The organism is Streptomyces sp. DSM 106670 (assembly GCF_055792845.1).
This window is the reverse complement of the sequence record NZ_CM147704.1, coordinates 7,965,720-7,992,706: the sequence shown is the minus strand read 5'-3', so window position 1 is coordinate 7,992,706 and position 26,987 is coordinate 7,965,720. Positions and strand designations below refer to the sequence as shown.

The window sequence follows — 26,987 nt, the reverse complement described above, 5'->3', positions numbered from 1 at the left end:
CGACCGGGCGTTCCGTCGGTCAGGCGCCCTGCCCGGCTTCCGATGCCGGAAGCGCGTACAGGCCCGGCAGGTTCACCACGATCGCCTCCTGGGTCGACCGCGCGATGACGACCACGGCCTCCTCGGACGGGTCGGGGTTCTCCTCGCGGTGCGGCACGAAGGGCGGCACGAAGATGTAGTCACCGGGGCCGGTGCGCAGCCGTACCTCCTCGGGCTCGTCGCCCGAGTCGTCCAGGAACACGAACTCCGGGTGGCCGCTGACCACATGGATGGCTGTCTCGGACGCGCCGTGGTGGTGGTCCGATGAGGAGGTCGAGGGCGCCACATGGGTCTGGCCCATCCACAGCTTCTCGGAGCCCGTGGTCTTCCCGCTGATCGCCGCGAACCGGCGCATGCCCCCGGTCTGGGCCGTGTCGCCGTCCAGCGCGTCCGCGCGGATGTGGTGCAGGCGGGTGTGCAGCGGCGCTGCTGGGCGGTCTTCCCCGGTGGTGTGCAGATGCGGGTGGAAGCCTTCGCCGGCGGTGGTCAGGGGCTCGCTCATGGGCGGGACGCTAGAGGGGCGCCGAAAAGGATGTCAAGAGGTGTCCTTTGCGGTTCATCTGCGGCAATGTTGCTGACACATGTGCCGCCCGACGGAGAAGGAACCGGCGGAGTCCGAGCCTCCGGGCGCCCCTTCGTGCATGATGAGCGGCATGCATATCTCCGCGAAAGCGGACTACGCCACGCGGGCCCTCCTGGAGCTCGCCCGTGAACCTGGCCGTCCGCTCACCTGCGAAGCCATCGCCTCCTCGCAGGAGATTCCCTTCCGGTTCCTGAAGTCCGTGGTAGGCGAGTTGCGCAGGGCCGGGCTTGTCCGAAGCCAGCGCGGCTGCGAGGGCGGCTACTGGCTCGGCAGACCCGCCGACGAGGTCACCCTGCTCGACGTGGTGCGCGCGATCGACGGCGACGTGCTCACCCTGCGCGGCGAGCCGCTCGACGCGCTCGGCTACCCGGGCCCCGCCGCTCCCCTGCCCGACGTGTGGCGGCAGATCGAGGCAGGAGCGGCCGCGGTCCTGGGCGGTCTCACGCTCGCCACGCTGCTGCCGGCGGCCACCGCACAGGACCAGCGCTCCAAGGCCGGCGCCGTATGACGGACACACCGGAGCGGACGCCCCCGGCGGCGGGAGGCGCGACGTCCCGGCCGCCGTCCGCGCCGCAGGCCGCACCCGGGGAGGATCCGTCGCCACTGCTGGAGGTCGTGGAGTACACCGATCCGCTCTGCCCGTGGGCCTGGGGCTCCGAGCCCGTCTTCCGCGGGCTCCGGGCCGCGCTCGCCGGACGGGTCCACTGGCGGCGGGCCTACGCCATCCTCTTCGACGACGACGATGACCCGCCGCCCGACCCGGCCGCCGAAACCGCTTGGTACGCACGGCACTTGGCGGACATCGGCGCGCACACCCTGGCCCCTCGCGCGCACACCCTGAGCCGGGTCGCAGCCAGCTCCTGGCCCTCCTCGCTGACGGCCAAGGCCGCCGAACTCCAGGGTCCGGAGGTCGCCGACGGCGTGCTCCGCCGTCTGCGGGAGAGCGTCTTCGTCCTCGGCGAACCGGCGGACACCCCGGCCCTCACGCTCCGGTGCGTCCAGGGGGTGCCGGGCCTCGACATCGACCGGCTCGCCCGGGACGCCGCCTCCTCCGGCGTACGGCAACAGGTGCGCGCCGACCGGGCGGAGGCACGCCGCCCGGTCCCCGAGGTGCTCTCCGTCCGCGCGGAGTCGCCGCATCCGGGCACCGCCAAGGAGACCCCCGACGGCGAACTCCGCTACGCCCTGCCGACCCTGCTGTTCCGCACCCCGGCCGGCCATCGCGCGGTGCCCGGCTGGCGGCCCTTCGAGGCGTACGCCGACGCTGTCGACGCGCTCGCGCCGGGGCTGCTCCGCCCGGCCCCGCCGCTCGACCCGGCCGGGGCGCTGGAGCGCTACCGAAGCCTGACCGACCCCGAGCGGCTGGTGCTCGCCGAGGGCGTCTGGCCGCCGCCGGGCGCGGTGCGCGTGGCCACCGGGCAGGGGCCTCTGTGGCTCCATCCCGACGAGGCCCAACTGCACCCCGCCGTAGGCCCGGACGGCTCCGCACCGCGCTGAGCTGCGGCCCAGCACCGTTCCACCGAATGAGACACCAAAAGGTGTCCATTGACATCCGGTGCCGGCTGCCGCCAGGATGTGCCGCATGCTCACGACGCACCCCGGCGTGATGTGCCGCTACGTGGACCTGCGGCGCACCTCCAGCGCCCTCTGTCGCTGACCGACCGCCACCGGCGGCCCGCAGGCGTTCCCCGACCGCCGACCGCAGCACCATCGCTGCCCGTCGCCGCGCCGAACGGTCCGACCGCCCTCTTCGCACTCTCCCGTCGCGCACCCTCGACGGCCTTCCCCGCCGCATCCGTGCGTCCCCCCGTGTCCCCGTCGACGCCGACGGCCCCGAACACCGGTCACCCCCGGCCGCGTCGGGGCTCCCGCCGCCCTGCCCGGGTGCCGTCGCACGGAACCGGCGCGGGCGTCGGCCGCCCCCGGCCCCGCTCCCCTCCGCCCTGCCCCGGGCCGGGGCCCATCACAGAGAGAACACCCAGATGTCCGCACGTCCGACGAACCTCCGCCCCGCACTCCGCCTCCGGCCCGGCCGAAGGGCCCGGGGCCTGCGGGCCACGGCGCTCGGCACCGCCCTCGCCGCCCTCCTCGTCCCCACGCTCACCGCCTGCGGCGGGGGCACCTCCTCGGCCGCGGGCAACGCCACGCTGAAGTGGGCGTCCTCCTACTTCCCGGCCCACTGGGACCCGGTGGTCTCCGGCAGTGGCGCCCAGTTCCGTCAACTCTCTCTCGTATACGCCTCCTTGACCCGCACCGACGAGGAGGGCAAGCCCGTCCCCGACCTCGCCGAGAGCTGGGAGTACAACGACAAGGGCGACCGCATCACGTTCAAGCTGCGCCCCGGCCAGAAGTTCAGCGACGGCGAGCCGGTCGACGCCACCGCGGTGAAGGCCGCCATCGAACGCGCCCAGAAGCAGAAGAACTCCGCCCTCTTCGGCGATCTCACCTCGATCGGATCGGTGGAGGCGAACGGACTCGAAGCGACGCTGAACCTCACTCAGGTCGACTACCAGATACCGCAGTTGCTCGGACAGCGCGTGCTCCAGATCGCCAGCCCCAAGGCGGCCGGCAACCCCACCCGGCTCGACCAGAACCCTGTCGGCGCGGGGCCCTTCGTGGTCGAGCAGCTGATCCCGGGCACCAAGGCGGTCCTGAAGAAGAACCCGGACTACTGGGACGCGAAGAACATCCACATCGACAATGTCGAACTGGTCTCCGCCCCCGACGCCTCGACGGTCGTCTCCGGTCTGCGGACCGGCGTCTACAACTTCGCCGACATCGACCCCAGCCAGGCCGACGCCGCGAAGAAGGCCGGCCTCGACGTCTTCGTCCAGCCCGGCTTCAACGCCGCCAACCTCAGTCTCAACATCAACAAGGCGCCCTTCGACGACGACCGGGTCGTCGACGCCGTCCGGCACGCGGTCAACCGCGAGGAGTTCGTCCGGAAGCTGACCTTCGGCCACGGCGAGGCGACCGACCAGCCCTTCCCGAAGGGGTACGTGGCCTACGACCCGAAGTCCGAGGACGCCTACCCCTACGATCCGGCGAAGGCGAAGAAGCTCCTCGCCGAGGCGGGCCACCGGCCCGGTGACCTCAAGCTGAACCTCGTCATCCCGTCCGAGGACCCCCAGGCCGAGATCGTCCAGTCGCAGCTCGCCGCCGTCGGCATCAAGGTCACCATCAAGATCGACAAGAACTGGGCCACCCCGTTCTTCGCCAAGGACCTCGCCTTCTCGCTGTACTCGACCACCGGGCGCGACTCCGCCGTGCAGACCCTCACCGCGCACTTCGGCCCCGACGGACCGCTCAACCTCTCCACCCCCTACGAGCCGGACGGCTTCGAGGAGGCGGTGGCCAAGGTCCGCCGGACCCCGCTGGACTCGCCCGACTACGCCGAGACCCTGCAGGCCGCGACCCGGGCGGGGCTCGGAAGCAAGGCGCTGGTGTTCACCTTCTCCTCGCCGAACCTCTTCGCCAAGACGACGTCGGTGTCCGCGCTCCCGAAGAACCCCGGGCACATCGACTGGACCGGTGTGAAGGTCACCGGCGCCAACTGACCCGCCCGCAGCACCGCTCACCACCCATGCATCAGCCCATCGCACAGAGAGGGGCAGCCCCATGACGACGACCGAGCCACCGATCATCCCTGCCCGCCGTCGCAGGGCCGCCGTGGCCAGGACCCGGCACGCGGCGGGCCGAGTCCTGGCCGTCCTCGCCCGGTCGGTCGCCATCTTCGTCCCCGTGTTCCTCGTCGCGACCTTCGTGACGTTCGCCCTCCGCTCGCTGAGCGGACTCAGCCCCGCCCGCATCCAGCTGGGCGAGGAGGCCACCCCCGAGGCCATCGCCCGGATCGAGTCCCAATGGGGGCTCGACAAGCCCTTCCTCGCCCAGTACTGGGACTGGTTCACCGGAGTCCTGCACGGCGAACTCGGCACCAGCTGGGTCAACGGGGCCGACATCTCCACCCTCATCGGCCTCGGCCTCGGCGTGAGCCTCTCGGTCGCCACGTTCGCCCTGGTCATCGGGGTCCTCGTCGGGTTCGGCCTCGGTACGGTCGCGGCGCTCCGGCGCACCACGGCCATCGACCGGGCGATCACCGGCTTCGTCACCGTGATCTCGGTGATGCCCGCCTTCGTCGTCGGCATCGTGCTGGTGTCCATCCTCGCCGTCGGGTTCGGTCTCTTCCCCTCCGCCGGCTACGTACCGGCGGAGCAGGGCGTCGGCCCCTGGCTCGCCCACATCACCCTGCCCGCCCTCGCGCTGAGCTTCGACGTCATCGCGGACGTCGCACGCCAGCTCCGCTCCAGCCTCATCGGCGCCTACCAGGAGAACTACGTGACCGGAGCGGTCGTCCGCGGACTGAGCCCGCGGCGCATCTTCTTCGGACACGTCCTGCGCAACGGTCTCGGACCGACGCTCGCCACCCTGGGGCAGAAGTTCCCCGCCCTGGTCGGCGCGTCCGTCGTCACCGAGTGGATCTTCGGCCTCCAGGGCTTCGGCCGGTTCGCCAACGACTCCGCGCAGGCCGGCGACGTACCGGCGGTGCAGGGCGTCCTGGTGGTCTCGATCGCGCTGGTCGTCTCCTTCAATCTCGTCATCAACCTGGTGCTGGCCCGCGTGATGCCGGCCTCCCAGCGGGGGGTGTGACCATGGTGCGCCGCGTGCTCGCCCTCACGTCCGGACGGATCGCCGTCGTCATCCTCGCCGTGATCGCGCTCCTCGCGCTGCTGGGCCCCTGGCTCGCACCGCAGAACCCGCTGGCCACCAGCGACAACGCGCTCGCCGCCTACTCCGGCAGCCACTGGCTGGGCACCGACTACCTGGGCCGCGACGTCCTCAGCCGGCTGCTGGACGGCTCCCGCATCAGCGTCCTCGGCTCACTGGAGGTCGCCCTGGTGGCCCTCGTCGTCGGCGCGGTCCCCGGGATCCTGTCGGTCTACCTGGGCCGCGCCTTCGAATGGTTCACCCTCCGTATCGCCGACACCCTGGTCGCCCTGCCCTTCCTGCTGTTCGCCATCGCGGTGATCGCCCTGCTCGGCAACGGCATCACCCAGGCGATGCTGGTCACCGGGGCGCTGGTCTCCCCGCTGTTCTACCGGGTCTCCCGCGCCGCGACCCTGGCCGTCGCCCGCTCCCCGTACGTCGAGGCGGCCATCGTCTCCGGCGCCTCCATCGGCTGGATCGTACGACGCCATGTGCTCGCCAAGGTGCTCCCGCCGATCGCCGTCGCGCTCGCCCAGACCATCGGCGTCGGCTTCGTGATCGTCTCCAGCCTCACCTTCCTCGGCATCGGCGTCCAGCCTCCCGAGCCCACCTGGGGCGGGCTGCTCGCCTCCGACCTGGGCTATCTCAGCCACCGGCCCTGGGCCCCGGTGGCGCCCGCCCTACTGATCATGATCACCGTCTGGGCCTGCAATCTCCTCGCCGACGCCATCCGCGACGTCTCCGGAGAGGCGGGCCGGGCGCTGGCCAACGACCGCAAGGCCCGCGCCAACCGCCGCGCGGCGGCCGAACCCCTTCCCGCCGGAGGTTCCCGATGAGCCCGCTGTCCCCCGACACCCTCACCTCCCGCCCCGCCGACACCGACCGGCCGGCCGCGGACGTCCCCGGCGCACCGCCCGCCGAACCCGTCCTCGCCCTCCACGACGTACGCATCACCGACCGCGTCACCGACCGGGAGATCGTCCACGGGGTCACCTTCGACCTGACCCCGGGCAAGGCGGTCGGCATCGTCGGCGAGTCCGGCAGCGGCAAGACCCTCACCTGCCGTGCCGCCCTCGGCATCCTGCCCCCGCACTTCGAAATCTCCGGCGGCCGCATCGACCTCGCGGGCAGCGACATCGCGACCCTGACACCCCGTCGGTGGACGGAGCTGCGGGGCGCCACCATCAGCGCCGTCTTCCAGGACCCCGCCTCCTATCTCAACCCGGCGATCAAGGTCGGGGCCCAGATCGCCGAGGTCGTCCGCGTCAAGCAGGGGCTGAAGCGGCGCGCGGCCCGACGCCGGGCCGTGGAACTCCTCGGAGCCGTAAGGCTGCGCGACCCGGAACTCGTCTACGGGCAGTACCCCTACGAGCTCTCCGGCGGCATGCTCCAACGCGTCCTGATCGCCGCCGCCATCGCCGTCGAACCCCGGGCCCTCATCGCCGACGAGGCCACCACCGCCCTCGACGTCACCGTCCAGGCCGAGATCCTCGATCTCCTCGCCGAGCTGCGCACCCGCACCGGCCTGGCCCTCGTCGTGGTCTCGCACGACCTGGCCGTCGTCGCCCAGCTCTGCGACGAGGTCCTGGTGCTGCGGCAGGGCGAGGTGGTGGAGCAGGGGCCGACCCGGGCGGTGCTGCACGACCCTCAGCACGACTACACCCGCCTGCTCATCGCCGAGCACGACAGCTACGGCCTCGACAAGTTCCTCGCACCCCAGGGGGCGTCATGACCACCGCGGCACCACAGGCCGAGGAAGCCGTCTCCGAGGACGGGACCGGTCCGGTGCTGGAGGTCTCCGGCCTCGGTGTGCACTACGGCCGGGGACGCAAGCGACGACGGGCCCTGCACGACGTCACCCTGAACATCGCGCCCGGCGAGGCCGTCGGCGTGATCGGCGAGACCGGCTCCGGCAAGTCCACCCTGGCCCGCGCCGTCCTCGGGCTGGTCCCCGCGTCGGCCGGCTCGGTCCGTATCGCCGGGGAGGAGGTGAGCGCGTACGGCTCCCGCCGGTGGCGCGAACTGCGGCGGCGCGGCGTGATCCAGTACGTCTTCCAGGACCCGCTCCGCAGCCTCGACCCGGATCTCACCATCGAGGACTCGCTCGTCGAACCCCTGCTCATCCAGGGTGTCCCCCGCAAGGAGGCCGTCCTACGGGCCCGTTCCTTCCTCGACCGCGTCCAGCTCGCCCCCGATCTCCTCGAACGGCTGCCCGGCGAGTTGTCGGGCGGTCAGCGCCAGCGTGTCGCCGTGGCCCGCGCCCTGGTCACCGAGCCCCGGCTCGTCATCCTCGACGAACCGGTCAGCGCCCTCGACTCCGCCAACCGCGTCCAGATCCTGGAGATCCTCAAGGAGCTGCGCGCCTCCGGCGTCGCCCTCGTCCTCATCTCCCACGACCTCGGCTCCGTGGCCGGGACCGCCGACCGTATCGCCGTCCTGTACCGGGGCGAACTCGTGGAGACCGGCACCGCCCACGACGTGGTGCGCCGGCCCCAACACCCGTACACCCGGCTGCTGCTCGGCTCCGCGCCCACCCTGCGGGGCCGGCCCGCCGACCGCGCCGAACGCGAAGCCCTCCGGGCGCTGCTGGACGCCTGAACACAGCCCCGTACCCCACCACCCCCCTTGCCGAGAGGAACAGCCATGTCCCGCAGAATCCACCTCGCCCTGCACCCGTACGGCGTCGGAGGCCCCGGTCAGCACGGCCTCTGGAAGGACCCGCGCGTCGCGAAGAACGCCAGCATCGACATCAACTACTACATCCAGCAGGCGCAGGCGGCCGAACACGCGCTCTTCGACGCCCTGTTCGTCGTCGACAGCCAGTTCATCAACTCCACCTACCCCTCGCACTACCTCAACCGCCTGGAACCGCTGACCCTGCTGTCGGCCGTCGCCACCCACACCCGGCACATCGGCCTGGTCGGCACCGCCAGCTCCACCTACAACTCCCCCTTCAATCTGGCCCGCCGGTTCGCCTCGCTCGACCTCATCAGCGGCGGCCGGGCCGGCTGGAACGTGGTGACCAGCTTCGACACCGGCACCTCGAAGAACTTCGGCCTCGACGAGCACCTGGACTACGCCACCCGCTACGGCCGCGCCCTGGAGTTCGTGCAGGTCGCCCGAGGGCTGTGGGATTCCTACGAGGACGACGCGTTCCCCGCCGACGTGGAGCGGGGCGTCTTCCTCGACCCGGAGCGGCTGCACGCCCTCGACCACGAGGGGGAGCACTTCAAGGTCGCCGGACCGCTCAACATCTCCCGCTCGGCGCAGGGCCAGCCCGTCATCTTCCAGGCCGGGGTCTCCGCGGAGGGCCGCGATCTGGCGGCGAGGGTCGCCGAGGGCATCTACGCCCCCGGCGGCACCCTGGAGCAGGCCCAGGAGTACTACGCGGACATCAAGAAGCGCACCGCGGCCCACGGCCGCGACCCCGAGCACATCAAGGTCTTCATCCACGGCGGACCGATCGTCGCCGCCACCGACGAGGCGGCCCGGCGGCGCGAGCGGGAGATCTTCGAGGAGGACAACGACTTCGAGCGCAACCTCGCCCTCCTCGGCCGCTCGTTCGGCGCGTACGACTTCAGCGTCCACGACCTGGACGCCCCCTTCCCCGACGTCGCCCATCTCGCCGAGAAGGGCGGCCGCACCGGAGCCGCGAAGATCATCGAGCGGGCCCGCGAGGAGAAGCTGACGCTGCGCCAGGTGGCCGAGGGCGCGAACGCGTTCCGGCGGTCCCCGTTCGTCGGGGCGCCCGAGACCGTCGCCGACACCATCGAACAGTGGTACGACGCCGGCACGCTCGACGGCATCAACCTCGCCTTCCGGAACAACGACGACCTCGAACTCTTCGTCGACGGGGTGGTGCCGCTGCTCCAGAAGCGGGGCCTGTTCCGCACCGAGTACGAGGCCGACACCCTGCGGGGCAACCTCGGCCTCCCGATCCCCGCCAACCGCCACACCCGCGAGCGCGAACTCGCGGGCGGCTGAGCGGCCCTGCCGCCGAACGAGGAGACCCTCATGACCGAACGGAACACCCAGCAGGACCTTCGGTACACCGACCACTTCGGCCCCCGGGGGCCCGCCGTGCGCGGCACCGTCGTCGTGGTGCCGGGCCGGGGAGAGACCCATGACACCTACGCCCGCCTCGGCAAGCGGCTCGCCGCCGACGCCTACCGGGTGCGCGTCGTGGACGCGGCCCGGCTCGACGCCGAGGACCCCGACGGATCGCTCACCCGCCTCGGCGGCCGGATCGCCGAAGCCGTCGCGGGCACGGCGGATCCGGACGGGGCCGTCGTCCACCCCGTGATCCTGGTGGGCTCCGACACGGGGGCCGTCGCGGTGGCGGCGCTGCTCGGCCGGGAGGACGGTGCGGGGACGTCCGGCCTCCGCCCGGACGCCGTCGTCCTCGCCGGGCTCCCGGCGCGGACGACCGCCCCTCCGTCGGGCGGTTGGGACGACGAGCTCGACGTGCGCACCTTCTGTCCCGCCCACCGCTCCACCCTCACCGACGATGCCGCCTTCGGCCGGGGAGCGCTCGACGAGGTGGTGCCCGAGCGCCTCCTCGCGGCGGCCTACGCGAGCGAAGCGGACGTCCCGGCGCTGATCCTGGCCGGGGACGCCGATCCGCTCGCGGACCGCGACGCTCTCACCCGTACCGCCAAGTCCCTGCCCCGGGCCCGCCTTTCCGTCGTCAGGGACGCCCACCACGACGTCCTCAACGACATGCAGCACCGCTCGGTCGCCGCCGAGATCGTCACCTTCCTCGAAACCCTGCGCAACGAACTCGTCCCGCTCGTCACCGTGGAGTCCAGCGCCTGGTGAGCGAGCCCGGCGGCCCGGGCACCCCGCCCGGCCCCCGCCGGCGAGCCACCCCGCGCACACCGCATCCTGAAAGGTCGCCCATGGCCACCATCCTGTCCGTCTCCGGAAGCCCTTCCGCCACCTCCCGCACCGCGCGGCTCCTGCTCCACCTCGACGACCGGCTCCGGGACCACGGCCACGACGTGGTCTCCCTCGACGTCCGCACCCTGCCCGCCGAAGCCCTGCTGGGAGCCGACTTCGGGCATCCGGCGATCGTCGGGGCCACCGCCCTGTTCGAGCGGGTGGACGGGGTGGTGATCGGCACCCCGATCTACAAGGCCGCCTACTCGGGGCTGCTCAAGTCGCTGCTCGACCTGCTGCCGCAGTACGCGCTGACCGGCAAGACCGTGCTGCCGCTCGCCACCGGCGGCAGCGTGGCCCATGTGCTGGCCATCGACTACGCGTTGCGCCCGGTGCTCACCTCGATGGGCGCGGCCCACGTCGTACCGGGCTGGTTCACGCTCGACAAGGACATCACCGTCGGCGAGGACGGGGCCGTGAGCCTCGCGGCAGGCGCGGCGGAGGCGCTCGCCGAGGTCACCGACCGGTTCTCCGCCGTTCTCCGGGACCGCACGGCGGTACTGGCACCGAGCGCCTGAACCACGGCGGACGGGCGGGGGGCCCACTCGCGCACCGGGCCGGAGGGCGTGGTCAGCGCAGTCCGGCGAAGAGATCGTTCTCGGGTACGGGCGCGCCGGTGGTGTCCCTGACCCGGACGAAGGTTTCCATGCCCATGAACGCGCCGAACCTCTCCTTGCCCATCTTGAGGAAGAAGATGTTCTCGCCCTGGCTGGCGTGCGCGGCCAGCGCGTCGAACTTCTGGCCGCTGAAGGCGGTGGTGTCCACCCAGGTCGTGATCTCGTCGTCCGGGAGCCCGATCTCGGCCAGCGCGGCGGCCTCTTCGGGGTCCGGCTCCGGGATGTCCTCGCCGAACTCGCGCATGGCCTCGCCGAAGCGCTGCATCATCGAGCGCGGCGCCGTCGTCCAGTACACCTTCGGAGTGAGCTCGGTCAGCTCCAGCGCCGCCATCGTGATGCGGTTGGCCTGGATGTGGTCGGGATGGCCGTAGAAGCCGTTCTCGTCATAGGTGACGACGACATCGGGCCGGTAGTGGCGCATGAGTTCGGCCAGGCGCGCGGCGCCCTCCTCCACGGGGGTCTGCCAGAAGGAGCCGGGGGCGTCGTTGCCGGGCCAGCCCGTCATCCCGGAGTCGGCGTAGTCCAGCGTCTCCAGGTCGCTGATCCTCAGGACCTCGCAGCTCGCCTCCAGCTCCGTGCGCCGCATGCGGGCGACGGCCGCCGGATCGTGCCCGGGCTCGCCCGGCTTCACCCCTCCCGGGCCGTCACCGCAACCGCCGTCGGTACAGGTCACCAGCACCGTGCGGATGCCTTCCGCCGCGTACTGCGCCAGGACCCCTCCGGTGCTGGTGGCCTCGTCGTCCGGGTGGGCGTGCACTGCCATGAGGGTCAACGGCCGGTCAGTCATGACACAGTCCTCCGTGGAAATACGTCGTGGTCCGAGTGCGCGGCAGCCCTGCCGCGAGCGCGGGCCCGGGCGGCGGGTCGAAGGCACGGTCGGCAAGGAGCGGCGTCATACCTGTGACCCTAAGTCGTCGCGCGCCGGGCCCTTCGCCCGGCCGGGTCAGGGAGACCCTCCGCCGGATCGGCGCACGGGACGGGAGGAGCCTTCCTCTCGGACATGGACGGATACCCGTGCGCCGTTCACCTCGGCTGTTCCGTGTACGCGGAAGTGCCGCCGCAGGGTGGCTTCCTTCGCTTCCTCCTGGGGGTTGCCCGGTGCGTGCACCCCCACCGCCCGCACCACGATGATCCGGTCGAACTGCCTCATGCGGGCCGCGATCTCGGGGGCGGCGAGCTCGATGCCTGCGAGCGTGTTCGATGCCACGGGGTCCTGGGCCAGGGCGAGATCCACCAGGAGGCGGGTGTCCTCGGGGGCGGCGGCGGTCAGCATCCGTTGCCGGCCGGAGAGATAGAGCAGGCCGTCGCCGGGCCGGCCCGCTTCGCGGACGGCGGCGCCGACGGCGGTGGCGTCGTTGCTCCGGCTCTGGGGGGTCCGCAGTGAAAGGCTCACCGGTACGAGCGCGACCAGGGCCGCGACCGCCGCGACGTACACGGTCGGGGACCAGCGCGGCAGTCGGCGGACGTGGTCCAGCCAGGCGCCCAGCAACAGGGCGATCCCGATGTTGCTGAAAAGGACGTACCGGTCGACGAAGAGCGGCTTGACCAGCGAGGCGGTCAGCAGCAGAGCACCCGGAAGCACGAGCATCGGCACAGCCAGCGCGGCAAGGCTCACGGGGCCCCGGCCACGCGGCGTCGCTCGCGCACACGCCACCCCGACGACCATCGCGACCAGCAGGTGGTCGGGGCGCACCGGTCCGCCGATCCAGGACACCTGCTCCGACTGCCCCGCGCTGACGACTGCCAGCGGCAGCAGTCCGATCACCACACCGGCAGCAGTGACGCTCCACGCCCTCAGCACCCCTTTCGGAGGGCGGGAGACGATCAGCGTGACGCCGTGTGCGGCCAGGGCCAGGACCGCGAACTCATGGAGCAGGCACGCCAGGAGCATGGTGAAGCCGTACACCGCCCACCACCACCGGGCGCGCCGCGAAACGTTGACCACCAGGACATAGGTCGCCCAGGCGATCAGTGCGCACACCATCGCGTAGGACCGGCCCTCCTGCGCGTACTTCTGCACCTGGGGAAGGAGCGGGAACACCAGCCCGGCCAGCGTTCCGGCCCGGGGTCCCGCCAGGCGCAGCCCGAGAAGACCGACCCCGCTCGCCGCGGCGGACATGGCCAGCACGGACGGCAGCCGCAAGGACAGCAGGCCCGAACCGAACAGATCGAAGATCACCCGCATCACGGCGTAGTACAGGGCATGGACCAGGTCGACGTGCTGGGCCGTGTCCCAGATCCGGGACAGCTCGCGGTGCGCGAGCTGATAGGTGACGGCCTCGTCACCCCACATCGTGTTCTGTCTGCGGACACCCCACGCGCCGAGGGCGGCGGTCAGCGCCGCGGGGGCGATGACGACCAGGGCCTTGGCCGGGGTGGAGGGCGCCCGGGCGACGGGCGGCCGGGACGGAACCGTCCGGGTGGCAGCGGCGGGGGCACGTACATCGAGGGACATCGTCGGCGGGACCTTTCGGCGGCGTGGACACGTCGCCAGCGTGCCCGGGCCCGGTTGACCGGTTGCTGACCCGACCTGACCGGCCGATCAGGAACCGCCGCCTGCACTGTGCGAGGCTGCACGGCATGCGCATCCTGGTGGTCGAAGACGAGGTGGACCTTGCCCGGACCCTGCACACCGGTCTGACCGCCGAGGGCTACAGCGTCGATCTCGCCCATGACGGCCGGCACGGGCTGTGGATGGCCAGGAGCGGTGAGTACGCCGTGGTCGTCCTGGACCTGATGCTGCCCGGCCTCAACGGCTACAAGGTCTGCGCCCAGCTGCGCCGCGAGGGCAACGGGACCCCGATCCTGGTGCTCACCGCCAAGGACGGGGAGTGGGACCAGGCGGAGGCCCTGGACACGGGTGCCGACGACTACCTGGCCAAGCCCTTCTCGTACCCGGTGCTGGTCGCACGGCTGCGGGCCCTGGTCAGGCGGGCCGCCGCCGTCGCCCCGCCCGTCCTCGCCGTGGGCGACCTCTCGCTGGATGTCGCCGCCCGGGTCTGCCGCCGGCCGGGGCGCGGGTGGACCTCACCCCCAGGGAGTTCTCGGTGCTGGAGCTGCTGGCCCGCCGGGCGGGCCAGGCGGTCTCCAAGGCGGATCTGCTGTACCACGCGTGGCCCGATGACGCCCTGGACCCGAATCTGGTGGAGGCGCGCGTCAGCGTTCTGCGCAAGAAGGTGGACGCGGCGTTCGGCCGGCAGTCCCTGCAGACCGTACGGGGCATCGGTTACCGTCTGGTCGACGACCGTGAACACGGCTGAGCCGCGACGCCGCTGGTGGCCCCGGTCCGTACGCGCCCGTACCGCCGTGGCCGTCGCCTCGACCGCCGCCGTCATCCTGGTCGCCATCGGCTGGTGGCTGCACCACGACGTCTACCGGCAGAGCACGCAGATCGCCCAGGACCAGGCCCGGGACCCGCTGCTCGCGCTCGCCGACCAACTGCGTGAGGGCGTGATTCCCAGCAGGAGAAGCGCGGTGCCGTACGAGGTCGTCGCGACCGGCCGCGGTACGGCTGTCGCCGCCGGCGGAGGAATGGACGTCTTCGCCCCGGGCGCCCGCCCCGTGCTGCCCGCCCCGCCCCCGCTCTCCGAACCCGCTGACACCGGTCCGGGCTGGTCCTACACGACCATCGACATGCGCATTCCGGAGCGCGGCGACGACGATCCCGCGGGCAGCTTCGACATGGCCGGCCGGACCTACCCGGTCCTCTACACCGACATCTGGGCCGGTGAGCTGAGCGGTGCCGAAGCCGCCGCTCTGGGAGTCGACGCGGATGCCACCCTGCGGGTCCATGTGGTGGTGCTCCCCCACACCGCCGAGGCGATCACCCACAACATGGACCTCCTGCTGCTGCGGGCCGGGCTCGTGAGCCTCGTACTGATCTCCGCCGTCACCTACTTCACCGTACGCATCGCGCTGCGGCCGGTCGAAGCGATCCGCGTGGTCACCGCCTCGGTCACCGCGAACGACCCCAGAGAGCGCGTCACCGTGCCCGCCACGGGGCACGAGATCAGCGCCCTGGCCGCCACCATCAACACCACCCTGCAACGTCTCGACGAGGCCGCCGCGCAGCAACGACGCTTCGTCGCGGACGCCGCACACGAACTGCGCAGCCCCCTCACCACTCTGCTGGCCAGTCTGGAAGTGGCGCTCGCCTATCCCGAACGCACCGACTGGCCCGGAGCGGTCGCCACCGCCGCACGGCAGACCGAACGCCTTCAGACCCTCGCCGAGGATCTGCTGCTCCTCGCCCGCCTCGACGCCCACGCACCGACGACCGCCGACGGGTCCACCGACCTGGCCGCCCTCGTCCGCCGACTCGTCGCGGAGTACGAGCAGCCGGACCGGCCGGTGGCACTCATCGCGGAAGCCTCCGGACCCGCACACGTGCACGGCGGGTCCGGCGATTACGAGCGGCTGCTGCGCAACCTCCTCGACAACGCCGCTCGCCACGCCGCGAACCGCGTCCGGGTCACCGTCCGGAACCAGGACGAGCAGGTCGTCCTGTCCGTGCACGACGACGGGCCGGGCGTGCCCGCCGAGGACGCCGAGCGCATCTTCGAACGCTTCGTCCGCCGTGACGACGCCCGCTCCCGTGACCAGGGGGGCACCGGCCTGGGCCTCGCCATCGCCCGCGAACTCGCCCATCGCCACCGAGGCACCCTCGACCTCGTCCCCTCGGACCGCGGAGCGTGCTTCCGGCTACTCCTTCCGTCCCACCGGCAGCCGGACTCCCCCGTGGACACCGGTCCTGGGGCGACCGGATACAGTGCGCCAGACGTCAGCCCGGCCGAGGAGGGGACAGGCGAACGGTGACCGACACGAGCGACACTCAGCCCGCCGCGGGTGCAGCGGAAGCATCGCGGCAGAACCGACTGCGCCGCCTGATGCGCTACATCCCCCTGATCGCCCCCGTCCTGCTCTGGACCGTGCCCTGCTGGGTACTCCTGTACGGCGGCCAGCACTGGCCGTCGGCCGTCACCGTGGCCGGCACCGCCCTGTTCGTCCTCGGCCTTGTCGGTATGCCGCTCGCGATGGCGCGCGGCCACGGCCGGCGTCAGCAGGACGCGGCGGCGATCATCGGTGACACCCTGCTGGGCGCCTGTTGGGTGCTGTTCACCTGGTCCGTGTTGTTCGGGGTCCTCCTGCGTCTGGTCCTGACCGTGGCCGGAGTCGGCGAGAGCCAGGACCGGGCCCGCATCGTCACCTGGGCCGTCCTCGGTGTGTCCGCCGCCCTGCTCGCCTGGGGATACGCCGAGGCCCGTCGCGTACCACGTGTGCGCCGACTCGATGTGCGACTCCCGCGCCTGGGCGCGGGGTTGGACGGCCTCCGCGTCGTCCTGATCACCGACACCCACTACGGCCCGCTCGATCGGGCTCGGTGGTCGGCGCGGGTGTGCGAGACGGTGAACACACTGGAGGCCGACCTGGTCTGCCACACCGGCGACATCGCGGACGGCACGGCCGAACGCCGCCGCGCCCAGGCCGTCCCGCTCGGTACCGTGCAGGCCACCCGGGCCCGTGTGTACGTCACCGGCAACCACGAGTACTACAGCGAGGCCCAGGGCTGGGTCGATCTGATGGGCGAGCTGGGCTGGGAGCCGCTGCGCAACCGGCATCTGCTGCTCGAACGCGGAGGCGACACCCTGGTGGTCGCCGGCGTCGACGACGTCACCGCCGAGTCCTCCGGTCTGGCAGGCCATGGCGCCCACCTCGCCGGTGCCCTGAGCGGCGCCGACCCCGACCTGCCCGTCCTGCTCCTGGCGCACCAGCCCAAGTTCGTCGACCGGGCGGCAGCCGACGGCATCGACCTCCAGCTCTCCGGTCATACCCACGGCGGCCAGATCTGGCCCTTCCACCACCTGGTCCGCATCGACCAGCCGGCCCTTGCCGGCCTCAGCCGCCACGGCGCCCGCACCCTCCTCTACACCAGTCGCGGCACCGGCTTCTGGGGCCCGCCGTTCCGTGTCTTCGCCCCCAGCGAGATCACCCTGCTCGTGCTCCGCTCGCCCCGTCAGGCCGACGGGGAAGCACAGACGGGACGGGTGCGGGCGGAGTAGGAGCGGGCGGCCGCTATGAGGCCGAAGCCCAGGCCGGCGAAGGCGAGACCGCCGAAGGCGACCATCCAGGTGACCCCGGAACCGGTGGTGAACACCCCCGACGGTTTCAGCCTCGGCAGTACACCGGCGGCGCTGAGCGAGGCGTAGAACAGCAGGCAGACCCCGTACGCCGACAGGCCGACGGAGCTCAGCCACGCCGGCAGCAGGGGCAGCAGGCGGGGGACGCGCCGTCCGGAGAGGACCGGGGTCCATCGGGGGAACACCTGCCCCCACCGGTACAGCAGTCCCAGCGACAGGAAGATCGCGGCCAGCGCGGCCAGCACGGTGACATCGATGCCCACCGTCGCGAGGGCCTTCGCCACCCCCGACTCGCCTGCGTTCGCCTCCCGCCATCCTTGGGCCGTGACGCCGATCGCATCGCCACCGAGGGTCCAGACGGTCTTGACCCCGGCCCACGGGACAAGCCCGAACAAGAGCAGGTGGACCGTGACGCGCGTGCGCTTCGACGCGACGGAAGGGGCGGGGTGGGCGAGCGGACCGTCGAATCCTCCCGAGTGCTCCTGTCCGCACCGGGGGCATCGGCCTCGCAGCCGTCGGCGGTACGACAGTGCGACGAGGATGAGAAGCGCGGCGCCCACCGCGCTCAACAGGTCGTGCGCCAGGCCGGTGACGCTGTCCACCCCGGAGAACGACACCAGCATCACGAAGTGCGCCGGCAGACTGGCCATCCCCGTCACAGCGGCCGGGACCGCCAGGGTCAGCGCCGCCGCCACCAGCGTTCGGCCACGCCCGGCAAGCGTCCGGGTGGTGGCCAGGCAGGCCACGGCGGCCAGCACGGCGATGGCCGCCAGCAGAAGCTGGACCGCCGGCGCGTACGCGACATCCGGCGACCAGAGCACGGTGGCGCCCGACGCGGCCCATACGACCTGGACCGCGGCGAACACCACGCCCCACACCGCGGCGGCGTGCGGCGCCCACGCGGGCCAGCGCCGCGACCACACCGCCCACCCCGTGTCCCGTAACGGCGGGCCGGAGCCCGCGCAGGTCCGCCATGTCGTGGGAACAGCCACCGTGACCTCCGGTTCCGCGTGTTGGGACTCAAGATTCCCGCCGCCGCCACACCTGCCGCATCCCCCGCGAAGACCATCCGCCTCCCTCGCGCGGGGGAGGAACGACGGTGTCGTCGGGAGCTGACCTCGCTCGTCGAGGAGGGGGCAACCCGGTTGCGTCCCGCGGGGGAATCGGGGAGGCTCGCGCGCATGATCTCGGTACTGCAGAACGTGGCCATCGACTGTGCGAACGCCTACGAGCTGGCGCGGTTCTGGAGCGGTGTGACAGGTCGTCCGCTGCACCCGGAGGACGGTCCCGGCAGCCGGGAGACCCAGGTGCTGCTGGCGGAGGGACCGGTGCTGCACTTCAACCAGGTGCCCGAGGCCAAGACGGTCAAGAACCGGATCCATCTGTGCCTGCGCCCCGACACCACGCGCGACCGGGAGGTGGAGAGGCTGCTGGAGCTCGGTGCGGCCTTCGTCGCCGATCACCGGAATCCCGACGGCTCGGGCTGGGCGATTCTCGCTGATCCCGAAGGAAACGAATTCTGCGTTCTGCGCAGCGAGTCCGACCGTGCGGCCATGCATTCCTGACGCGCACGTGCCGCCCTCGGCCTCGGCCTCCGTCAATCGATCAGGACACCGGAGCACCGGAAGGCGGGCAGCCGGGCCTATTAGGGTCGGGGCATGACACCACCCCTTACCGGCACCGCCTTCGACTCCCTCCGTCTCGACGCCGTGTCCGACCAGGAAACACTGCGACGCGCCTACGAGCTCCCCAGAGACGCGGCGTTGCGCAAGCAGACGACCGAGCTCACCGATCAGACCCGGCAGTTGATCGGATGCTCGTCACTGGTCCTGGTCGCCAGCGCGGACGCCGAGGGCAACTGTGACGTCTCCCCCCGGGGCGGACCTGCCGGGTTCGTCTCCGTCCTGGACGCGCGGACGGTGGCCATACCGGACGCGACCGGCAACAAGCGTCTGGACACCCTGCAGAACGTCATCGCCACCGGACGGGCCGGGCTGCTGTTCGTCATCCCGGGGCGCACCACGACGCTCAGGGTGAACGGCCGGGCCTGTGTCTCCACCCGGCCGGAGCTGCTGTCCCAGCTGACCGCCGTGGGCAAGCCGCCGGCCAGTGCGCTGGTGCTGGGCATCGAGGAGGTCTACCCGCACTGCCCCAAGTCGCTCCTGCGCAGCGCGGCGTGGAAGCCGGAGCAGTGGCTGCCGGCGGACGCCCAGCCGACCTCGGCGGAGGTGACGCTGACCCAGCTGCGGAACCCGGAGCTGACGATCGCCGACATCGAGCAGACGGAGGCGGATTCGCTGAAGTACCGGTACGAGTAGCGGGTCGGCCGGCGATCGCATGGTGCCGACGTGCGACCGCGCCCTGTCGCGAAGCGTCGCGGTTCAGTTCCCGGAGCCGACGATAGCGGTGACGCGGATCTCCACGCGCATGGCGGCGAGGCCGAGGACCGTCACTCCGGTCTCGGTCCAGATCGGCGCGCGGCCGTCCAGGCGACGGCGGAACTGCTCCGCCATGACCGCGTTGTGGTCGTCGCCGATGACGTCATCCCCCGGTGCGACCTTGTGGTACGAGTTGACGTGGATGACGTCCTTCCAGGTGGCGCCGACCGTGGCGAGCGTGCGCTCCACGTTGTCGAAGGCCTGGACGATCTCGTCCTCCAGCGAGTCGGGGATGTTCAGGTCGTCGTCCACGCCTGCCTGGCCGGAGATCTCGACCCGGTCGTCGACGCGGACGGCCCCGCTGTAGCCGAGGGCGGCGTGCAGCTTCTCGCCGAAGCCCGGAACGATGCCGAAGGTGACGGTGCTCATGATGATTCCTCTTCCTGGCCGTGGGGGCGCGTTTCCCCTCATATGACTTCACGCGTAAAGTGAGACTAGCAAGCAATGACTTCAAGCGCAAAGTGATGGCGGGCTTCGCCGAAGGGATGGAAAGGTCCATGAGCAGCACGGGAGGGCCCATGAGCGGTACGAACGGGCACGAGGACGACGAGGAGCTGCGGTGGCTCGACGAGCAGGAGAAGGCGGCGTGGACGGGGCTGATCTCCCTGGTCCTGCTGCTGCCCGGCAAGCTGGAGTCGCCGCTGCGGCAGGAGCACGGTCTCACCCTGTTCGAGTACCTCGTACTCAGCCATCTCTCCGAGGCGCCGGGGCGCAAGCTGCGGATGGGTGAGCTCGCTTTTCTCGCCAGCGGGTCGCTCTCCCGGCTGTCCAACGTCATCAAGCGCTGCGAACAGCGTGGCTGGGTCGTACGGACCCCGGACCCCGCCGACGGCCGGTACACCCTCGCCGCACTCACCGACGCCGGTTTCGACATCGTGCGCCTGGCAGCACCCACCCACCTGCGCGCCGTACGCCGTACCGTCCTCGACTCGCTCAACACGACCGACCAGAAGGCCCTCGTCCGCATCGCCGAGAAGCTGCGCATCGTCCCGGACGACTTCGGCTGAAGCGGGCATGGCGGGAAGCTCTGAATGATGGTTCACTTCTTTCATGGCCTACCGCAAGACACCGGCCGAGGTGCGTCGCCTCGAAGCCGCCCGGGAACATCTCGTCGTCCGCGCCACCGAGGTCGTGGCGGACGTCGGCTGGGCGCAGGCCTCCGTGACGGCCGTCGCCGACGCCGCCGGGATCGCCGCCGGCTCCGTCTACCAGCACTTCGCGTCCAAGTCCGCGCTCGCCGTGGAGGTGTTCCGGCGCGCCGCACAGCGCGAGGTGGACGTGCTGGGTGAGGTGCTGGAGGGCGACGGCGACCCGGTCGGGCGGCTGCGCCTGGGGGTGGAGGTGTTCGCCCGCCGCGCCCTGGAGAACCCCGGCCTGGCGTACGCGCTGCTCGCGGCGCCCGCCGAACCGGCGGTCGGCGCGGAGCGTCTCGCCTTCCGGCGCCGCTACCGTGCGCTGTTCGCCGCGGTGATCGACGAGGGGATCTCCGCGGAGCTGCTGCCCGGCCAGGACGCGGAGAGCACCGCCGCCGCGCTCACCGGCGCCATCGGCGAGGTCCTGGTGTACCCGCTGAGCGCCTCGGCCGCGCAGGACACCGACCGGCTCATCGACCGCCTCACCGCCCTGGCCCTGCGGTGCGCGGGCGCGGGCGCGCGCCCCTGACCAGGGCCGTCGCCGTCCTGCCCCCGTGCACCCCGCCGCCACCCCGCCTCCCGGAGGAGATCCGATGCCCACGTCCGACGCACCGCGCAGCCACCCCACCGCCGTGACGCACGAGGTGACGAATCAGCCACCGCCGCTCACCGGGCACGACGCCGCCGACGACGCGGTGCTGCTCGAAGGGGTACGCCGCGAGGGCGCGGAGTGGCACATCGACGAGCTGCACCGTTTCGGCCGCTACGTCGGCAGCGAGGAGGCCCAGCGCTGGGCCGACCAGGCCAACCGCCACGAGCCGGAGCTGCGCACCCATGACCGTTTCGGCCACCGGGTCGACGAGGTCGAGTTCCACCCCGCCTACCACTCCCTGATGAGCGCGTCGGTGGGCGCGGGTCTAGCGGGCTCCGCCTGGGCCGACACGCGCCCCGGGGCCCATGTCGCCCGCGCCGGCGGCTTCATGCTGGCCACGACGCTGGAGCAGGGACACCTGTGCCCGGTCTCGATGACGTACGCCGTCGTCCCGGCGCTGCGCCGCTCCCCCGACCTCGCCAAGGTGTACGAACCGCTGCTGACCAGCCGGGTGTACGAGCCCGGCCTGCGCACCCCCACCGCCAAGCAGGGTCTGCTCGCCGGTATGGGCATGACGGAGAAGCAGGGCGGCACCGATGTGCGGGCCAACACCACGACCGCCGTCGAGCAGGCCGACGGCACCTGGCGGCTGCGCGGGCACAAGTGGTTCACCAGCGCCCCGATGAACGACCTCTTCCTGGTGCTCGCCCAGTCGCCCGGCGGACTGTCGTGCTTCCTGGTGCCGCGCGTGCTGCCGGACGGGAGCCGTAACACCTTCCGCATCCAGCGGCTCAAGGACAAGCTCGGAAACCGCTCGAACGCCTCCAGCGAGCCCGAGTTCGACGACACCGTCGCCTGGCTCGTCGGTGACGAGGGCAAGGGGGTGCGGACCATCATCGACATGGTGACGATGACCCGGCTCGACTGCGTCCTCGGTTCCGCCGCGGGCATCCGTGCCGCGCTGGCGCAGGCGGCCCATCACGCTCGCCACCGCTCGGTGTTCGGCGCCAAGCTGATCGACCAGCCCCTGATGCGCAATGTTCTGGCGGACCTGGCCCTGGAGTCCGAGGCCGCCACGACCCTGGCCCTGCGGCTGGCGGGCGCCGCCGACCGTGCGCACCGGGGCGACGGCGGGGAACGTGCCTTCCTGCGCCTGGCCACCGCCGTCGGGAAGTACTGGGTGTGCAAGCGGCAGCCCGTCGCGGTCGCCGAGGCCCTGGAGTGCCTCGGCGGCAATGGATACGACGAGGCGTCCGGCATGCCGCGGCTGTACCGCGAGGCCCCGCTCAACGGCATCTGGGAGGGCTCGGGCAATGTCAACGCCCTGGACATGCTGCGGGCGTTGACGCGTGAGCCCGAGTCCGTCGCGGCCTTCCACGCCGAGATCGAGGCGGCGGCCGGGACGGACGCGCGTCTGGACGCGGCCTGGCGGGAGCTGCGGGACGAGCTGGCGCGCCCGCAGGACGCGCAGCTCCGGGCCCGCCGGGTCGTCGAACGGGCCGCTCTCGTGCTCCAGGGCTCCCTTCTGGTGCGCCACGCACCGGGGGCGGTGGCCGACGCGTTCTGCGCCTCCCGCCTCGCCGGGGATCAGGGGCTCGCCTTCGGCACGCTTCCCGCGGGCACGGACTTCGCGGCGCTGCTGGGGCGGCTGCCGGCCTGACGGCGGAGGTAGGCGTCCAGCTCGGCGGCCCCGGCCAGCATCGCGCGTCCCCGGGCGGTCAGCCGGGCGTGCCAGTCGCCCAGGGCGGCCGCCAGCGGTTCCAGGCCGCCGGCCGCCCGCACCTGGGCGATCAGCGGGGCGATCTGCTCCAGCCGGTAGCCGCCCCGCCTGAGTTGGTGGGCCAGGCCCGCGTCCCGTACGTCGGTCGCGTCGTACACCCGGTACCCGGTCCGCGGGTCGCGGCGCGGGGCCACGAGACCGGCACGCTCCCACTTCCGGAGGGTGGCGGGCCTGATGCCCAGCCTGCCCGCCAGCGGCCCCACGAACATGTCGCCGGGGCCCGATGCCTCGTCAGGTGCGGGCACGGCGCCGGGTGCCAGGTCCCGGAGGGCCTTCTCGACGGCGTGCAGCGTCCGCCGGTCCTCCAGGAGCTGGGCGTGGCTCTCGTCGACGATACGGAACGCCTCCTCCGGCTCGTCGCGGTTCACCGCCCGCATGATCGACGTCGCGCCCCCGTGCCCATGGCCGGGGATCAGTGCGACGAACGCGTCGAGGGCGTGCGCGTGCAGCGGTGTGTAGGTGCGGTAGCCGTGGGGCGTACGTCCGGCGGCCGGGAGGATGCCCGCCTCCTCGTAGTTCCTGACGGCCTGCGTCGACAACCCGTGCCGGCGGGCCAGGTCGACGGGCCTGAGGCGTTCCGTGGTTTGAAGGTTGTGCCGCATGATCCCTGACGCTATCGCGGAAAAGTTTCAACCGAGGGTTCAACGATACGGTTGAAGCCATGGCCAACGACATCAGGGACATCGCCCACGCCGTAGACGCGGCCGCCGTCATGGAGCTGTTCGCCTCCCCGCCCCGGATGCTGGCCCTGGGCGAGCCCACTCACGGGGTGGACGCTCCGCTCCGGCTGCGCAACGCGCTCTTCCGGCAGCTCGTCGAGCGGGAGGGCTACCGGACCATCGCCATCGAGAGCGACTGCGTCGCGGGGCTGCTGGTGGACGACCATGTGACGACGGGCGCGGGTTCGCCGGAGGAGGTGCTGGAGCGGGGCTTCAGCCATGGTCTCGGGGCATCCACGGCCAATCGTGAACTGGTGCGCTGGATGCGTGCGTTCAACGACGGCCGGCCCTCCTCCGACCGGCTTCGCTTCGCCGGTTTCGACGGCCCGCTGGAGATGGCGTACGCCGCGAGCCCCCGGCAGGCCCTCACCCGGCTGCACCGCTGTCTCGCGGACCATGTGGACCCCGATCTGCTCCCCTGCACCGCCGAGACGCTCGACCGCCTGCTCGGCGCCGACGACCGGTGGACCGACCCGGCGGCGATGCTGGATCCGTCCGCGTCGTTCGGGCGGTCGGCCGAGGCCGGGGAACTGCGGCTGCTCGCCGATGATCTGGGCGCGCTGCTCGACGCGTGGACCCCGCGGCTGATCGCACAGACCTCGCGGGACGCGTTCGACCGGGCGCGCCTGTACGCACGGTCCGCCTCGGGTCTGCTGCGCTACCACTTCTGGATGGCCGACACCTCGCCGAGCCGGCTGTCACGGCTGACGGGCCTGCGGGATCAGATGATGGCCGACAATCTCCTCGCGCTCGCCGAGCGGGGGCCGGTCCTGGTGCACGCCCACAACGCCCATCTCCAGCGGGACATGAGCTCGATGCGGATGGGCGGCCGGCGGCTGGAGTGGTGGAGCGCGGGCTCCATCGTCGACGCCCGCCTGGGCGAGGAGTACGGCTTTCTGGCCACCGCCTTCGGCACGATGCGGCACCAAGGGGTCGACGTCCCGCCGCCGGACACCCTCGAAGGGGCTCTGTACGCGCTCCCCGAGGAGGCCGGTCTGCTGGGCGCCTCCGAGCTGGCCGCCGCCCTCGCCGCGACGGGCCCCGTGCGGCGCACCTCCCCGTACTTCGGCTACGCGCCTCTCGACCCGGCGCATCTGGCCCGTATCGACGGCGTGGTGTTCATGAAGGACGTCCCGGAGGGCTGAGGAGCGCGCAGGATCCGCACACCCGGCCGGGTGAATCCCGGCCGGGCAGGAATAGTCGGCCCGGACCGTTGTTGATCACACCATGACTTCTGAGACTTCCGGTACGGGCAGGGCTTTCGGACGCGTGGGGATCTGGAGCGGCGCCCTGCACCCTTCGCGGGTGGACGACGCGGGCAGGGGCGCGATCACCGAGGCGCTCGCCGAGCTCGAAGGGCTGGGGTACGGCACCGTGTGGATCGGGGGCAGTCCGACGCCCGGGGACGCCGCCGCCGTCGTGGCCGCCACCCGTACGCTCACGGTGGCCACCGGCATCCTGAGCATCTGGAACCACACGGCCGAGGAGGTGGCGGCCGGGGTCGCGGCGATCGATCCGGAGGCACGTCGCCGGTTCGTCCTCGGTCTGGGCGTCAGCCACGGACCGATGGTGCCGCAGTACGCGAAGCCGTACAGCGCGATGGTGGCCTACCTCGACGCGCTCGACGCCGCCGAACCGTCCGTGGGCTCCGGACATCGGGTCCTGGCGGCTCTCGGGCCGAAGATGCTGAAGCTCGCGGCCGGCCGGTCGCTGGGGGCGCACCCCTATCTCGTCACCACCGAGCACACCGCGGAGGCCCGCGAGGCGCTCGGCCCCGACGCGCTGCTCGCCCCGGAGCTGACCGTGGTGCTGGACACCGACCTCGATCGGGCCCGCACCACCGCGCGGACGATGCTGGGGATGTATCTCCAACTGCCCAACTACACCGACAACCTGTTGCGCCTGGGGTTCACGGAGGGCGACTTCGACGGCGGCGGCAGCGTCCGCCTGCTCGACGCCCTCTTCGCGCTGGGCGACGCCGAGCAGGTGAGGCGCCGGACCCAGGAGTACCTCGACGCGGGTGCGGACCATGTCGCGTTGCAGGTGCTCACCGCCGAGGAGGGCGGGGCGGGGCTGCCGCGGGCCGCATGGCGTGAGCTGGCCGAGGCGTTCGGCGACGGGCTCTGACGCACCCGAGCCCCACCTGTCGACACGTCGCACCCGTCGTCCCGAGCGGCTGGTCCTCGCCGACCTCGGGCCCGGTCTTCCCGCGCCTCGTGAGCCGGCCTTCCCGTGCCTCTTCCCGGCACCGCGGAGGCCGCGCCTCCGCGCTTCGGGCGCCATTCGGGCATCGATCACGGGAAAACGGGCGTCCCGGGCGACCGGATCAACGGCCGCACCGGCCCTGACCAGCACCGCCGTATTCACGGAAACGGGCATGAACGGACCGAGCGGATCTGGTGAAGCGGCTGTTCGTGGCCCCGGTACTGCTTGTACAAACGACACATGAGCCCGAACGGACAAGCGGGCCCTGCCCGTAACGGGCCCAGCAGCGACCAGGGAAGTGCGCCGTGGACACCGAGGAACGCCGGCGGGGAATTCTGGACACGGCCCGGCGGGAGGGGTCGGTCGGGGTGAACGCCCTCGCGGACCTGTTCAAGGTGGCCAAGGAGACCGTCCGTCGCGATCTGCACGTGCTGGAGGAGCACGGGCTCGTCCGGCGGACCCACGGCGGCGCCTACCCGGTGGAGTCGGCCGGTTTCGAGACCACGCTCGCCGTCCGCACCACCCGTAACGTTCCGCAGAAGTCGCGGATCGCGGCCGCCGCCGCCGATCTGCTCGGCGACGCCGAGACGGTCTTCGTCGACGAGGGCTTCACCCCGCAGCTGGTGGCCGAGGCGCTTCCCCAGAACCGGCCGCTGACCGTGGTCACCGCTTCCCTGGCCGTCGCCACCTCCCTCGCCGGGGCGGAGAAGACCTCGGTGCTGCTGCTGGGCGGCCGGGTGCGCGGCTCGACGATGGCGACCGTCGACCACTGGGCCTCCCGGATGCTCGCGGACTTCGTCATCGACCTGGCGTATCTCGGGGCCAACGGCATCTCCCGCGAGTACGGCCTCACCACCCCGGACCCCGCCGTCGCCGAGGTGAAGGCGCAGGCGCTGCGGAGTTCGCGGCGGCGGATCTTCGCCGGGATCCACAGCAAGTTCGGGGCGGTGAGCTTCTGCCGGTTCGCCGGGGTCGGTGACTTCGAAGCGATCGTCACCGACGCCGGGCTCCCCTCGGCCGAGGCCCAGCGCTACTCCCTCCTGGGCCCCCAGGTCATCCGCGTCTGACCGGGCCCCCCGCCGGTACCGCCACCGCACGGCTC

Annotated in this window: 26 protein-coding genes and 1 pseudogene; 21 read left to right on the top strand and 6 right to left on the bottom strand. The window is 72.1% G+C overall.

All coding sequences use genetic code 11. The annotated features are described in order from the left end of the window. Positions 1-19: 19 nt before the first annotated feature. Positions 20-541 carry a cupin domain-containing protein gene (locus ACSMXR_RS35200; protein ID WP_218523624.1) on the bottom strand — a complete coding sequence of 174 codons (522 nt, stop codon included), beginning with the start codon at positions 539-541 and terminating at the stop codon, positions 20-22. Positions 542-692: 151 nt separating this feature from the next. On the opposite strand from ACSMXR_RS35200, the gene ACSMXR_RS35195 reads away from it, so the two are divergent. The 10 genes from ACSMXR_RS35195 to ssuE all read left to right on the top strand — a co-directional run bounded on the left by ACSMXR_RS35195 (position 693) and on the right by ssuE (position 10,782). After that, the gene (locus tag ACSMXR_RS35195) at positions 693-1,130 is read left to right on the top strand and encodes an RrF2 family transcriptional regulator (protein WP_137233183.1); all 438 of its coding nucleotides are present in this window, start codon (positions 693-695) and stop codon (positions 1,128-1,130) included. Further along, the gene (locus ACSMXR_RS35190; RefSeq protein ID WP_473170789.1) at positions 1,127-2,119 is read left to right on the top strand and encodes a DsbA family oxidoreductase; all 993 of its coding nucleotides are present in this window, start codon (positions 1,127-1,129) and stop codon (positions 2,117-2,119) included. Before ACSMXR_RS35195 ends, ACSMXR_RS35190 begins: the two co-directional genes overlap by 4 nt. Before the next feature lie 485 nt (positions 2,120-2,604). Continuing rightward, positions 2,605-4,179, top strand: coding sequence for an ABC transporter substrate-binding protein (locus ACSMXR_RS35185; protein ID WP_473170788.1), 1,575 nt, complete (start codon positions 2,605-2,607; stop codon positions 4,177-4,179). A gap of 61 nt (positions 4,180-4,240) precedes the next feature. After that, on the top strand, positions 4,241-5,269 hold the full coding sequence (locus ACSMXR_RS35180; RefSeq protein WP_473170787.1) for an ABC transporter permease: 1,029 nt from the start codon (positions 4,241-4,243) through the stop codon (positions 5,267-5,269). A 2-nt stretch (positions 5,270-5,271) separates the two neighbouring features. After that, positions 5,272-6,162 carry an ABC transporter permease gene (locus tag ACSMXR_RS35175; protein ID WP_364883053.1) on the top strand — a complete coding sequence of 297 codons (891 nt, stop codon included), beginning with the start codon at positions 5,272-5,274 and terminating at the stop codon, positions 6,160-6,162. Further along, on the top strand, positions 6,159-7,058 hold the full coding sequence (locus tag ACSMXR_RS35170; RefSeq protein ID WP_473170786.1) for an ABC transporter ATP-binding protein: 900 nt from the start codon (positions 6,159-6,161) through the stop codon (positions 7,056-7,058). Before ACSMXR_RS35175 ends, ACSMXR_RS35170 begins: the two co-directional genes overlap by 4 nt. Then, positions 7,055-7,924, top strand: coding sequence for an ABC transporter ATP-binding protein (locus ACSMXR_RS35165; RefSeq protein WP_137233189.1), 870 nt, complete (start codon positions 7,055-7,057; stop codon positions 7,922-7,924). Before ACSMXR_RS35170 ends, ACSMXR_RS35165 begins: the two co-directional genes overlap by 4 nt. Before the next feature lie 45 nt (positions 7,925-7,969). Beyond that, positions 7,970-9,310 carry an NtaA/DmoA family FMN-dependent monooxygenase gene (locus ACSMXR_RS35160; protein ID WP_137233190.1) on the top strand — a complete coding sequence of 447 codons (1,341 nt, stop codon included), beginning with the start codon at positions 7,970-7,972 and terminating at the stop codon, positions 9,308-9,310. Positions 9,311-9,340: 30 nt separating this feature from the next. Further along, on the top strand, positions 9,341-10,144 hold the full coding sequence (locus ACSMXR_RS35155) for an alpha/beta hydrolase (protein WP_473170785.1): 804 nt from the start codon (positions 9,341-9,343) through the stop codon (positions 10,142-10,144). 80 nt (positions 10,145-10,224) lie between these two features. Beyond that, positions 10,225-10,782, top strand: coding sequence for an NADPH-dependent FMN reductase (gene ssuE / locus ACSMXR_RS35150; protein WP_137233192.1), 558 nt, complete (start codon positions 10,225-10,227; stop codon positions 10,780-10,782). Between the two features lie 52 nt (positions 10,783-10,834). Here ssuE and ACSMXR_RS35145 read toward each other — a convergent pair whose 3' ends face one another. Together ACSMXR_RS35145 and ACSMXR_RS35140 are read right to left on the bottom strand one after the other, a co-directional pair. Next, positions 10,835-11,668: a PIG-L family deacetylase gene (locus ACSMXR_RS35145; protein ID WP_376187680.1), complete on the bottom strand. Its 834-nt coding sequence runs from the start codon at positions 11,666-11,668 to the stop codon at positions 10,835-10,837. A gap of 156 nt (positions 11,669-11,824) precedes the next feature. Beyond that, positions 11,825-13,336: a glycosyltransferase family 39 protein gene (locus ACSMXR_RS35140; RefSeq protein ID WP_473170784.1), complete on the bottom strand. Its 1,512-nt coding sequence runs from the start codon at positions 13,334-13,336 to the stop codon at positions 11,825-11,827. A 125-nt stretch (positions 13,337-13,461) separates the two neighbouring features. Between ACSMXR_RS35140 and ACSMXR_RS35135 the strand changes: the two are divergent. The 3 genes and pseudogenes from ACSMXR_RS35135 to ACSMXR_RS35125 all read left to right on the top strand — a co-directional run bounded on the left by ACSMXR_RS35135 (position 13,462) and on the right by ACSMXR_RS35125 (position 16,940). Further along, positions 13,462-14,141, top strand: a pseudogene (locus ACSMXR_RS35135) (response regulator transcription factor). Next, the gene (locus ACSMXR_RS35130) at positions 14,128-15,696 is read left to right on the top strand and encodes a sensor histidine kinase (RefSeq protein ID WP_473170783.1); all 1,569 of its coding nucleotides are present in this window, start codon (positions 14,128-14,130) and stop codon (positions 15,694-15,696) included. Before ACSMXR_RS35135 ends, ACSMXR_RS35130 begins: the two are co-directional and overlap by 14 nt. Beyond that, the gene (locus tag ACSMXR_RS35125; protein ID WP_381908673.1) at positions 15,693-16,940 is read left to right on the top strand and encodes a metallophosphoesterase; all 1,248 of its coding nucleotides are present in this window, start codon (positions 15,693-15,695) and stop codon (positions 16,938-16,940) included. Before ACSMXR_RS35130 ends, ACSMXR_RS35125 begins: the two co-directional genes overlap by 4 nt. Here the strand turns inward: ACSMXR_RS35125 and ACSMXR_RS35120 are convergent. Further along, complete coding sequence (locus tag ACSMXR_RS35120; protein WP_473170782.1) at positions 16,895-18,010, bottom strand: hypothetical protein; 1,116 nt, start codon at positions 18,008-18,010, stop codon at positions 16,895-16,897. The two genes, ACSMXR_RS35125 and ACSMXR_RS35120, sit on opposite strands and share 46 nt — an antisense overlap. Before the next feature lie 189 nt (positions 18,011-18,199). Here ACSMXR_RS35120 and ACSMXR_RS35115 point away from each other — a divergent pair, with 189 nt between their 5' ends. Further along, positions 18,200-18,583: a VOC family protein gene (locus tag ACSMXR_RS35115; protein WP_218523635.1), complete on the top strand. Its 384-nt coding sequence runs from the start codon at positions 18,200-18,202 to the stop codon at positions 18,581-18,583. Between the two features lie 93 nt (positions 18,584-18,676). Beyond that, entirely contained in the window at positions 18,677-19,336 is a 660-nt protein-coding gene (locus ACSMXR_RS35110; protein ID WP_137233199.1) for an MSMEG_1061 family FMN-dependent PPOX-type flavoprotein, read from the top strand. A 63-nt stretch (positions 19,337-19,399) separates the two neighbouring features. Here the strand turns inward: ACSMXR_RS35110 and ACSMXR_RS35105 are convergent, their stop codons facing one another. Next, the gene (locus ACSMXR_RS35105; RefSeq protein WP_137233200.1) at positions 19,400-19,825 is read right to left on the bottom strand and encodes a Rid family hydrolase; all 426 of its coding nucleotides are present in this window, start codon (positions 19,823-19,825) and stop codon (positions 19,400-19,402) included. 128 nt (positions 19,826-19,953) lie between these two features. On the opposite strand from ACSMXR_RS35105, the gene ACSMXR_RS35100 reads away from it, so the two are divergent. From ACSMXR_RS35100 to ACSMXR_RS35090, 3 genes are all read left to right on the top strand, one after another. Next, a complete protein-coding gene (locus tag ACSMXR_RS35100; RefSeq protein ID WP_473170781.1) occupies positions 19,954-20,463 on the top strand; it encodes a MarR family winged helix-turn-helix transcriptional regulator in 510 nt (169 codons plus the stop codon). 43 nt (positions 20,464-20,506) lie between these two features. Next, the gene (locus tag ACSMXR_RS35095) at positions 20,507-21,118 is read left to right on the top strand and encodes a TetR/AcrR family transcriptional regulator (RefSeq protein ID WP_473170780.1); all 612 of its coding nucleotides are present in this window, start codon (positions 20,507-20,509) and stop codon (positions 21,116-21,118) included. 64 nt (positions 21,119-21,182) lie between these two features. Further along, positions 21,183-22,841 (top strand): acyl-CoA dehydrogenase family protein, encoded by a 1,659-nt coding sequence (locus tag ACSMXR_RS35090; RefSeq protein ID WP_473170779.1) that lies wholly within the window; start codon positions 21,183-21,185, stop codon positions 22,839-22,841. On the opposite strand, the gene ACSMXR_RS35085 is transcribed toward ACSMXR_RS35090, so the two are convergent. Further along, positions 22,769-23,563 (bottom strand): TioE family transcriptional regulator, encoded by a 795-nt coding sequence (locus tag ACSMXR_RS35085; protein WP_381908685.1) that lies wholly within the window; start codon positions 23,561-23,563, stop codon positions 22,769-22,771. The genes ACSMXR_RS35090 and ACSMXR_RS35085 overlap by 73 nt on opposite strands. 59 nt (positions 23,564-23,622) lie before the next feature. On the opposite strand from ACSMXR_RS35085, the gene ACSMXR_RS35080 reads away from it, so the two are divergent. The 3 genes from ACSMXR_RS35080 (at position 23,623) to ACSMXR_RS35070 (ending at position 26,952) form a co-directional block, all read left to right on the top strand. Further along, on the top strand, positions 23,623-24,825 hold the full coding sequence (locus ACSMXR_RS35080) for an erythromycin esterase family protein (protein WP_473170778.1): 1,203 nt from the start codon (positions 23,623-23,625) through the stop codon (positions 24,823-24,825). An 82-nt stretch (positions 24,826-24,907) separates the two neighbouring features. Then, positions 24,908-25,807, top strand: a complete 900-nt coding sequence (locus tag ACSMXR_RS35075) for a TIGR03620 family F420-dependent LLM class oxidoreductase (RefSeq protein WP_218523642.1) — start codon at positions 24,908-24,910, stop codon at positions 25,805-25,807. 383 nt (positions 25,808-26,190) lie between these two features. Then, positions 26,191-26,952, top strand: coding sequence for a DeoR/GlpR family DNA-binding transcription regulator (locus ACSMXR_RS35070; RefSeq protein WP_030632474.1), 762 nt, complete (start codon positions 26,191-26,193; stop codon positions 26,950-26,952). Positions 26,953-26,987: the final 35 nt, after the last annotated feature.